Origin of the sequence: Acidisphaera rubrifaciens HS-AP3 (assembly GCF_000964365.1) — a bacterium.
Lineage (GTDB): Bacteria > Pseudomonadota > Alphaproteobacteria > Acetobacterales > Acetobacteraceae > Acidisphaera > Acidisphaera rubrifaciens.
Window position 1 is genome coordinate 1 of the sequence record NZ_BANB01000359.1, and the last position, 9,942, is coordinate 9,942.

Sequence of the window (9,942 nt, forward strand, 5' to 3'; positions counted from 1 at the left end):
GCCGCCGGGCGCGATCAGAACTTGGCCGAGATGGTAAAGCCGTCGAAATTGAACAGCCGCGACGGCTGGCCGATGAACTCCGGTGTCTGCGAGACGTGGACGAAGGCGAAGCGCACCCCATAGGCGAGGATCGCCGCCCCCGCCGTCAGCTCGCCGACGAAGGGCACCGAGGTCACGCGCGGCCCCCCCTGGAACAGGCTGCCGTTGAGGGTCGCGTCATAGGCGACCGCCTGCCCGTCGCCGCCCCCGAACAGGTACCACGCAACCGGCCGCACATTGGTATAGGCATCGCCGCCGGTCATGCCGCCGAGGGGGCGCGACGGCCCGAAATCGCTCTGCAGCCCCTGCCCCACCCGCACCTCCGCGCCGGCCAGGGCATAGGTGCGGTAGGTGCCGATGCCGGCCGCGACCTGCGGCAGGGCGTCGAACTCCAGCGGCCCGAGTTGCGTCAGCGGCACCCGCCAGATGCGCTCGGCCGAGACCTCGACGACCGGCTGCGTCGGCTCCTGATAGCCCCACCCCTTGTTGGTGGTGTCGCCGATCAGGTTATGGAAGCCGTTCTGCACCTCCTCGCCCAGCGCCGCCGGCCCGATGATGCCGAGGCTGACGCCGATGATGCTGCGTGCCGTCTCGGTATCGTGGATCAGGTTGGCGTCGACCGTCAGCACGCCGGCATAGGGCCGGTCGCCCGGCAGCGGCGGGTTGACCTGCGTGTTGGCCGACGTGAACAGCAATTGCTGCAGGTCGATCGAATACCGCATGCGCCCGTCGCCCCAGATCGCCTGATCGAGGTCGGCCAGGGTCTGCGGCACCACGTCGGTCGGGCTCGTGTAGGCCAGCCGCAGGCCGGACGTGTAGTATTTATCGCTGTTCTGCAGGATGCTGTCGTTCTCGAGCTGGAACGTGACGATCGACTCCGGATCGGGCGGCGGCAGCTGCGCGTGCACCACCCCCGCCCACAGCACGCCCGGCAGGACGGCGGCGAGCAGCGGAAGCCGTCGCGGCGGATCGGTTCGGTCGGCCGTATACGCGCCGGCGACGCGCCGGCGTGCCTCAAGGCTTGTCATCCGCAATGCACCTGCAGCGGCCGGATACGGACATACCCGGCGGATGGACGCCACCGATCGGTGGCCGGAAAGGCCGGGGCCGAACCCGACCCCACTGTTCAAGAATGACACAGGCACCGCGCCACGTGGAAGCCCGCGACTTGGCGCCCCGCCAAACGCCCGGTAGAACCGACGAGTTGACCTCCGGGTTCCACCCGGACGGGCCCGCCCGGGCCGGTCCCCGACGCATAGCCTTCAACGGATGGGTGGCCGAGCGGTTTAAGGCAGCGGTCTTGAAAACCGCCGTGCGCGCGAGCGTACCGTGGGTTCGAATCCCACCCCATCCGCCAGACGATTCGCGATAAGCCCCTGTTGGATCACGATTGCATCTTTCCGACACGGCTTTGATATGAGGCGGCACCGGTGTCGCCTTGGACCGTCGGCGGCCTGTCGCGCAACGGAGCCGCGGCGCCCTGACCGAGCGAGGTCGGTATGGCTCAGCGTGAACCGCGACTGATACGCGGCGCCACCTTCAAGGGATATGCCGAGGCCGCCACGGCCGTGGGCCTGGACCCGCATGCGATGTTGAAGCGGGTTGGATTGGAGCCCCGCCTCCTCGACGAGCCGGACACCGTCTTTCCTTTCGACAGTTGGCTGCGGCTTCTGGCGGCGTCGGCGTCGCAATCGGGCGACCCCTATTTTGGCATGCGTGCGGCGATCGCCCGGGGCATCCCCGACCTGGGCGCCGTCAGCCTGTTGATGCGGGAGGCAGAGAATGTCGAAGCGGCGGTCCGGCTCTACACGTCCCACCTGACGCTTCATTCCGACGGGACCTTCATCCAGCTCGACAAGCGCTTCGAGAACCCGCTGATCGTCGTCGAGATCCCGGGAGAGACACGCGAGCAGTCAATCCAGGCGACGCAGTTCGGCGTGGTCGGCGTGACCATGCAGATACGCTGGCTGATCGGCGGTGCATTCCAACCCGAGCTTGTCAGCTTCTCGCATCCGAAACCGGCACGGAGCCACCAGATGCCGCGCTTCTTCGACTGCCCCGTGAGCTTTGGACAGATACTCTCGGGCATCGTAGTCAGCCGGGCGATCCTTCTCCGCCCCCTGGTAACGTCGCCGCCTTTCCTGCGCAGGCTCGCCCTGCAGCATCTGGAGCCAATCCTGCAGCGACCGCGCGACAGCGTCGCCGCCCGCGTCGCCCAGGTGATACGACAGATGCTGGAGGAGGACGGGTGTTCGGCCAGCGCCGTCTCCTCCCGCTTCGGCATCGATCGCCGAACGCTCAACCGCCGCCTCGCCAATGAGGGCGAGAGCTTCTCCTCCGTTCTGCGGCGGGTCCGCGTCGAGCGCGTCCGGCAAGCGATGGCGCAGCCGCAGCATTCCATAACAGAGGTGGCGAGCATCGCAGGTTTCTGCAATCTCAGTGCGTTTTCGCGCTGGTTTCATCGCACCTTCGGTTGCACGCCCACCGCGTGGCGCGATGGGCGCGCGCAAGATGACCGCCGCGCCCCGCTCATGATGCGAACAGGGTCCGAAAGCGGCTCGGCCGGGCCCGAAGGTATTGTTTCGGTGCGCGTATCTGCGCCCCGAAATGCGCGGCGGCGTGCCAGGGCCAGCGCGGATCGAACAAGACCGCGCGACCGAGCGCGATGAGGTCGGCATCCCCCGTGGCGAGGATGGCCTCGGCCTGCTCGTATCCGGTGATAAGGCCGACGGCGATGACCGGCAGCCGGGTCGCCTGCCGGACCGCACGGGCAAGCGGCACCTGATAGCTCGGCCCGGTTGGAATCGCCTGTGCCGGGCTGGAGCCGCCGCTCGACACGTTGATCGCGGCGCAGCCCCGCGCCTCCAGCGCCGCGGCATAGGCGATCGTCTCCTCGATCGACCATCCGCCCGGCACCCAGTCGGTGCCGGACACGCGCACCGTCACGGGACGCCTGTGGTCGAAGGAGTCGCGCACGGCATCGAAAACCTCGAGCGGAAAGCGCATGCGGTTCTCCAGCGATCCGCCGTACGCATCGTCGCGCCGGTTGGACAGCGGCGACAGGAAAGAGTGCAGCAGGTAGCCGTGCGCCGAGAGAATCTCAATGAAGTCCAGCCCGAGGCGCGAGGCACGGCGGGCGGCAGCGGCAAAGGCCTCGCGGATCGCGGCCATGCCGCCGCGATCGAGGACTTTCGGCACCGTCTCGCCCTCGGCATAGGCAAGCGGGGACGGACCCGTGGTGGCCCAGCCATTAGGCGCGCCGGGCGGGATATGCGCGCCGCCCTCCCACGACTTCTGCCGGGACGCTTTTCGCCCGGCGTGGTTGATCTGGATGCCGATCGGCATGTCCGACCAGCGCCGCACGCCGTGAAGCACCCGCCCGACGGCGGCCTCGCAGGCATCCGAATAGAGACCCGCATCTCCATAGGTGTTGCGCCCCTCGGGGGCGACGGCGGTCGCTTCGATCGTCAGCAGACCGGCACCGGAATTTGCCAATTGGCCAAGATGAATGAGGTGCCAGTCATTCATCTGTCCGTCCTCGGCGGAGTATTGCGCCATCGGGGCAATGACGATGCGGTTCGCCAGGGCGAGACTGCCGATTTTCATCGGGCTGAACAGGAGTGGATGGGTCATGACGGTCTCCGCCGACGCGGCCGGCGTCAGGAATGGTGCCGCAGCAGGATCTCCGCCAGGGCGGCGGGATTTTCGATCATGAAGTCATGCCCGCCCGACAGGGGATAGACATGGCGCCCTTCCCGGGCGGCCTCGGCCTCGTAGAGATTCCTGAACGGATTGGGCAGGCCTGTGTCGGTATCATTCCAGATCATGACCACCTTGCGCACCTGGGCGTACTCGCCCGTCAGCGTGAGCTTTTGGGTGAAGCAGGCAAGAGGATGCGGTGTCAGCCTTGCATCGACCCAGGGCTGATGTGCTGGACTCACACCGAAGACCGCTGACGGCCAGGGCGCGACCATCGTACCGCCGAGTTCCGCGCTGAGTTCCGTGAACGGCTCCAGCAACGAAGGCACGACCGTAAACGCCGTGTCGCCGTCCTTAGGCATCATCGCGTCCAGATAGACGAGCGACGCAATCCGCTCCGACAGCCGGTCGGCGACCCCGGTGATGACGAGACCGCCGTAGGAATGGCCGCAGAGCACGACATCATGCAGATCGTTCCATGTGATAAGATTGACGATATCCGCAATATGCGTTTCGAGGTTGATCGGCCCCAGGCGGGCGAGATGCGCGCGTTCGCCGACCCCGGTGAGGGTGGGCGTCATGACGGCATGGCCGGCGCGCTCCAACACCGGGCGCAGCATGTCAAAGGCCCATCCGCCGTGAAACGCGCCGGGTACGAACAGAAAAAGAGCCATCGCGGACCTCCTCGGCTGAAGACTGCAAACAAGACGCGGGAGCGCCTTCGTGCCGCGCAACGTATCCACCGCCGGGTCGCGTCACTTATCCGAATGGGACGCATTTTGTGCAAAATGGGGCATTCCGGGACGCCTGGAACAGTCGCGGCTGGCGCCGTCGTCGCCCGGAGCGACGCAAGCCCGAAAGCGGCCCTACGGCCCGGCGGGCGCGTCGGCGCCGTCGTCCTTTCGCCCGCGTGCCACCACGCGCAGCCGGCCGTCCGGCAACGGCCGCTGCAGCGCCGCCGCCTCCTGCCATGGCGCCGTCAGGCACGTCTCGATCTCGTCCGGTTCGGTCAGCACGACCGGCATCGCCTTCGGATGGAACATCGCCGCCACCCCTCCAACGATCCACCCGGCGCACGGGCACGATCCCGCCGCGGCGAGCCCTATCTGTGGCAGTCGGAAGTCGGATAACGTTGATTTCGCTCAAAGCCGCCGGAAGCGGACTCCTGCGCGGGCGAAGCGGGCTGTCTGGAGGATCGCGGCTTCGTTGGCCGCCGACATGCTCGCCCATGGACAGCGATCGCCATGTCGCCCGATCACGCCCGTGTTCGGGCCGTCCTCGGCGACACCGCCAGGCCCAGGAACACCATCACGGCCCGGTTGAGCCGGACCACATCTTCGTCGTCCAACCGCCCGATCCGCTCGCCGACCTTGGACTTCGGTACGGTGGTGATCTTATCCACCATCAGCCGGGACGGAGAACGCAGCCCGTTTCGCTCGTTCGGGTCCACCGACAGCCGGAACAAGGGGGCCTCGGTCGGGTCGGAGGTAAAGGCACAGATCGTGATCGAGTCCGTCGCGTCGAAGGCATCGTCCTGCACGATGACGACGGGACGCAGCTTGCCCGCGTAATCCGTTCCGCCGCAGACGGTCCAGACCTCGCCTCGTCTCATCCCTCGTCCCGGTCGGACACCGCGTCGATGAACGCCTGATCCTCGGCCGCGTCGGCGCTCGTCGTCACGGCCAGGGATTGCCGGTGCGCCTCCGACCGGAACGACGACGCCCGCACGTCCGGCACCCAGATCTGGATCGGCCGCAGGCCCTGCGCGCGCAGCCGGTCGCGGTATTCCTGAACCTTCACCCTGGTGGGCTTGACGCCTCTCGCCGATACCATGAGCGACACTCCGAATAGGTGACATGTAACTCTCGGGGTGTCGCGCCACGAGGGGTCGGTCTGGTTCGGGCGTCTGTCCGGTACGAGGACGCCTCGCAGGGCAGCCGCGACTGACGATCTCCATCAGCGCGCTCCCAAAACGAATAAAATCTGAAAGCGCGCTTCAGTGTTTCTGACTTGAGAACGGCGGCGGCCGATTATACCCCGTCGCTCTATCGTAAACGTCCAAGTCGATAGAAAAAGCAAATGGAGGGATAGGCAGATGGCTGGTCGTCATTTCCTGCATGTACCGGGTCCGACCAACGTGCCGGACCGCGTCCTCCGCGCCATGCATGTCCCGATGGAGGACCATCGCAGCCCGGTCTTCCCCGCGCTCACGCTGCCGCTGTTCCAGCGCCTCAAGTCCCTGGTCCGCACCGAGACCGGCGAGGCGTTCATCTTCCCGTCCTCCGGCACCGGTGCCTGGGAAGCGGTTCTGACCAACACGCTGTGCGCCGGCGACCGCGTGCTGTCGCCGCGCTTCGGCCAGTTCAGCCATCTGTGGATCGACCTCGCGCAGCGGCACGGGCTCGACGTCGTCATCCAGGAAGAGGAATGGGGCATCGGCGCCTCGCCGCAGAACATCCATGACGCGCTGGCCGCCGACCGCGACCACAGCATCAAGGCGGTCATGGTCGTGCAAAACGAGACCGCGACCGGCGTGACCAGCGACATCGGCGCGGTGCGCGCCGCCATGGACGCGGCGAAGCATCCGGCGCTGCTGTTCGTGGACGGGGTCAGCTCGATCGCCTCGATCGACATGCGCATGGACGAGTGGCGCGTCGACGGCATCGTCACCGGCAGCCAGAAGGGTCTGATGCTGCCCGCCGGCCTCGGCATCGCGGTGATGAGCCGCAAGGCGATGGAGGCGATGGAGGCCGCGCGCACCCGCGACCCGCTGAAGCGCTGCTACTTCGACTTCCTCGACATGCAGAAGGCGAACGCGACGGGCTACTTCCCGTACACGCCGTCGCTGCCGCTGCTGTACGGCCTGCGCGAGGCGCTGGACATCATCGACGAGGAGGGGCTGGACCAGGTCATCGCCCGCCACCGCTTCCTCGCCGAGGGCGTGCGGCGCGGCGTCAAGCAGGGCTGGGGCCTCAAGCTGTGCGCCCGCGAGCCCAAGTGGGAGAGCGACACGGTCAGCGCCATCCTCGTGCCGGAGGGCGTCGACGGCGCCGCCGTGATCCGGCGTGCGTTCGAGCGCTACAACCTGGCACTCGGCGCCGGCCTGTCGAAGGTCGCGGGCAAGCTGTTCCGCATCGGGCATCTGGGCGACCTCAACGAGCTGATGTGCCTGGCCGCCCTGTCCGGGGCCGAGATGGCGATGCGCGACGTGGGCATCGCGGTCGAGCCGGGCAGCGCCGTCGCGGTCGCCTCGGAATACTACCGCAGCGCCGACAAGGCCTCGTCGCTCAAGGCCGCCGCCTAGGAGCGCCCGTCCAAAGCCTGGTCCACGCGCGTCGGGGAGGGCGCCATGAACCTGCACGAATACCAAGCAAAAGAACTGCTATCGGCGGCCGGTGTGGACGTCCCGCACGGCCTCGTCGCCTACTCGCCGGATCAGGCGGTCTATGCCGCGACCGAACTCGGCGGCTGGCACTGGGCCGTCAAGGCACAGGTCCATGCCGGCGCGCGGGGCAAGGCCGGCGGCATCAAGCTGTGCCGGACCTATCACGAGGTGCGCGAGGCGGCGGAGGCCATGCTCGGCCGCCGTCTCGTCACCGTGCAGACCGGGCCGGAGGGCAAGCCGGTCAACCGGCTGCTGATCGAGGTCGCAACCCCGTTCGAGCGGGAGTTCTATCTGGGCTTCGTCCTCGACCGGAAGACCGAGCGCGTGCGCGTCATCGCCTCGGCCGAAGGCGGGATGGAGATCGAGGAGCTGGCGCACCGTCCCGGCGCGCTGATCGAGTGCGAGGTCGAGCCCGCGGTCGGCCTGCAGGCGTTCCAGGCGCGCGAGATCGCCTTCAGGCTCGGCCTGACGATCAAGCAGGTGCAGCGGGCGTCGAAGGCGATCATGGGCGCCTACCGCACCTTCCGCGACAGCGACGCGACGATGCTGGAGATCAACCCGCTGGTGCTGCTCGCCGACGAGCGGGTGGTGGCACTCGACTGCAAGATGTCGATCGACGACAACGCGCTGTTCCGTCGTCCGCGGCTGGAGGCGATGCGCGACCCGACGCAGGACGACCCGCGCGAGGCGCAGGCCGCCGACCATAACCTGAATTATGTCGGGCTCGACGGCACGATCGGCTGCATCGTCAACGGCGCGGGTCTCGCGATGGCGACGATGGATACCATCAAATACGCGGGCGGCGAGCCGGCCAACTTCCTCGATGTCGGCGGCGGCGCGAGCCCCGAGCGCGTGGCGACCGCGTTCCGGCTCGTGCTCTCCGACCCCAACGTGCGCGCGGTGCTGGTCAACATCTTCGCCGGCATCAACCGCTGCGACTGGGTGGCGGAGGGCGTCGTGCAGGCGGTCCGGCAGATCGGCCTCAAGCAGCCGCTGGTGGTGCGTCTTGCCGGCACCAATGTCGAGGCGGGGCGGCAGATCCTGCGCGACAGCGGCATCGACCTGATCGCCGCCGAGAGCCTGTCGGAAGCCGCCGCGCGCGCCGTCGAGGCCGCGCGTGCCTATGCGCCCTGAACGCAGCACGGCGAGGAAGAGGAGACCGTCATGGCCATCCTGATCGACCGCGATACGAAAATCCTGGTGCAGGGTTTCACCGCCGAAAAGGCGACCTTTCACGCCAACGAGATGATCGGCTACGGCGCCCAGGTCGTGGGCGGCGTGACGCCCGGCAAAGGCGGACGCCGGCATCTTGATCGCCCCGTCTTCGACACGGTGAAGGACGCGGTGGCGGCGACCGGCGCCGACGCTTCCATCCTGTTCGTCGCCCCGCCCTTCTGTGCCGACGCGATCATGGAGGCGGCGGATGCCGGGCTGCGCCTCGTGTGCGCCATCACCGACGGCATCCCGGCGCAGGACATGATGCGGGTCAAGCGCTACCTGCGCCGCTACCCGCGCGAGCGGCGCACGATGCTGGTCGGTCCGAATTGCGCCGGCATCATCAGCCCCGGCCGCTCGATGCTCGGCATCATGCCGCCGCATATCTATCGCGAGGGCAATATCGGCATCGTCTCGCGCTCCGGCACGCTCGGCTACGAGGCGGCCGCACAGCTCAGCGAACTCGGGCTCGGCGTCTCCACCAGCGTCGGCATCGGCGGCGATCCGATCAACGGCAGCTCGTTCCTCGACCATCTCGCGCTGTTCGAGAACGATCCCGACACGCACGCGGTGATGATGATCGGCGAGATCGGCGGACCGCAGGAGGCCGAGGCGGCGGCCTGGATCGAGCACAACATGACCAAGCCGGTGATCGGCTACGTCGCCGGGATGACCGCGCCCAAGGGGCGCCGCATGGGCCACGCCGGCGCGATCGTCTCCAGCGCCGGCGACAGCGCGGCGGAAAAGGCGGAGATCATGCGCGGCCACGGCCTCACCGTCGCGCCCAGCGCGGGCGCGCTGGGGACGACGGTCGCCGAGGTGATGGACCGCCGCCCGCGGGTCGCCGCGTGACGCGCCGCGCAAAGGATCGGGATCAATGAGCTTCTTTCAGGTCAAGCAGGCGACACCTCGCCTGCATCGGTCCGAACTCGCGGTGCCGGGCAGCAACCCCGGCCTGTTCGAAAAGGCGGCGATCAGTGCCGCGGACGTCATCTTCCTCGACCTAGAGGACGCGGTGGCCCCGGACGACAAGGCGCGCGCCCGCGCCAACGTCGTGCAGGCGCTGAACGAGATCGACTGGGGCGCGCACACGATGATGGTGCGCATCAACGGGCTCGACACCGAGTACATGTACCGCGACGTGATCGAGGTCGTGGAGCGTTGCCCCCGCCTCGACATGCTGCTGATCCCCAAGGTCGGCGTGCCGGCGGACGTCTATGCCGTGGACATGCTGGTGACACAGATCGAGCAGGCGGTGCGGCGCGAGCGGCGCATCGGGTTCGAGGTCCTGATCGAGACCGCCCTCGGCATGGCAAACGTGGAGGCGATCGCGCAGGCCTCGCCCCGGCTGGAAGCGATGAGCTTCGGCGTCGCCGACTACGCGGCCAGCACGCGCGCGCGGACGACGGTGATCGGCGGCGTTCATCCCGAATACGGCGTGCTGGCCGACCCGGACGCAGAGGGCCGCCGCGACTATGCCTGGGCCGATCCGTGGCATTTCGCGCAAAGCCGGATGATGGTCGCCTGCCGCGCCTACGGCCTGCGGCCGATCGACGGCCCGTTCGGCTCCTTCGGCGACCCCGACGGCTTCATGGCCGCCGCCC

The 9,942-nt window shown here is 68.1% G+C and carries 10 protein-coding genes, 1 tRNA gene and 1 pseudogene; 6 read left to right on the top strand and 6 right to left on the bottom strand.

The genetic code is table 11. From position 1 onward, the window contains the following. Positions 1-14: 14 nt before the first annotated feature. Complete coding sequence (locus tag B8460_RS11040) at positions 15-1,067, bottom strand: lipid A deacylase LpxR family protein (RefSeq protein WP_048861655.1); 1,053 nt, start codon at positions 1,065-1,067, stop codon at positions 15-17. A gap of 239 nt (positions 1,068-1,306) precedes the next feature. On the opposite strand from B8460_RS11040, the gene B8460_RS11045 reads away from it, so the two are divergent. Together B8460_RS11045 and B8460_RS11050 are read left to right on the top strand one after the other, a co-directional pair. Further along, a tRNA-Ser gene (locus B8460_RS11045) sits at positions 1,307-1,396 on the top strand. Between the two features lie 142 nt (positions 1,397-1,538). After that, positions 1,539-2,525 (top strand): annotated as a pseudogene (locus B8460_RS11050) (AraC family transcriptional regulator ligand-binding domain-containing protein); the annotation flags it as partial. A gap of 43 nt (positions 2,526-2,568) precedes the next feature. On the opposite strand, the gene B8460_RS23405 reads toward B8460_RS11050, so the two are convergent. The 5 genes from B8460_RS23405 to B8460_RS11075 form a co-directional block, all read right to left on the bottom strand. After that, positions 2,569-3,672 carry an NADH:flavin oxidoreductase/NADH oxidase gene (locus B8460_RS23405; protein ID WP_048861656.1) on the bottom strand — a complete coding sequence of 368 codons (1,104 nt, stop codon included), beginning with the start codon at positions 3,670-3,672 and terminating at the stop codon, positions 2,569-2,571. 26 nt (positions 3,673-3,698) lie between these two features. After that, positions 3,699-4,412, bottom strand: coding sequence for an alpha/beta fold hydrolase (locus tag B8460_RS11060; RefSeq protein WP_048861657.1), 714 nt, complete (start codon positions 4,410-4,412; stop codon positions 3,699-3,701). 192 nt (positions 4,413-4,604) lie between these two features. Continuing rightward, positions 4,605-4,790 carry a hypothetical protein gene (locus tag B8460_RS11065; RefSeq protein ID WP_199445616.1) on the bottom strand — a complete coding sequence of 62 codons (186 nt, stop codon included), beginning with the start codon at positions 4,788-4,790 and terminating at the stop codon, positions 4,605-4,607. A 203-nt stretch (positions 4,791-4,993) separates the two neighbouring features. Continuing rightward, the gene (locus B8460_RS11070) at positions 4,994-5,350 is read right to left on the bottom strand and encodes a type II toxin-antitoxin system PemK/MazF family toxin (RefSeq protein WP_048861658.1); all 357 of its coding nucleotides are present in this window, start codon (positions 5,348-5,350) and stop codon (positions 4,994-4,996) included. Then, the gene (locus B8460_RS11075) at positions 5,347-5,571 is read right to left on the bottom strand and encodes an antitoxin MazE family protein (RefSeq protein ID WP_048861659.1); all 225 of its coding nucleotides are present in this window, start codon (positions 5,569-5,571) and stop codon (positions 5,347-5,349) included. The genes B8460_RS11070 and B8460_RS11075 overlap by 4 nt, the downstream gene beginning before the upstream one ends. A gap of 262 nt (positions 5,572-5,833) precedes the next feature. Here B8460_RS11075 and B8460_RS11080 point away from each other — a divergent pair, with 262 nt between their 5' ends. The 4 genes from B8460_RS11080 to B8460_RS11095 all read left to right on the top strand — a co-directional run. Next, on the top strand, positions 5,834-7,042 hold the full coding sequence (locus tag B8460_RS11080; protein ID WP_048861660.1) for an aminotransferase class V-fold PLP-dependent enzyme: 1,209 nt from the start codon (positions 5,834-5,836) through the stop codon (positions 7,040-7,042). Between the two features lie 45 nt (positions 7,043-7,087). After that, positions 7,088-8,257 (top strand): malate--CoA ligase subunit beta, encoded by a 1,170-nt coding sequence (locus B8460_RS11085; protein WP_048861661.1) that lies wholly within the window; start codon positions 7,088-7,090, stop codon positions 8,255-8,257. Positions 8,258-8,287: 30 nt separating this feature from the next. Continuing rightward, positions 8,288-9,190 (top strand): succinate--CoA ligase subunit alpha, encoded by a 903-nt coding sequence (sucD, locus tag B8460_RS11090; protein ID WP_048861662.1) that lies wholly within the window; start codon positions 8,288-8,290, stop codon positions 9,188-9,190. Between the two features lie 25 nt (positions 9,191-9,215). Further along, on the top strand, positions 9,216-9,942 hold a 727-nt coding region (locus B8460_RS11095), incomplete at its 3' end, for an HpcH/HpaI aldolase/citrate lyase family protein (protein ID WP_048861663.1).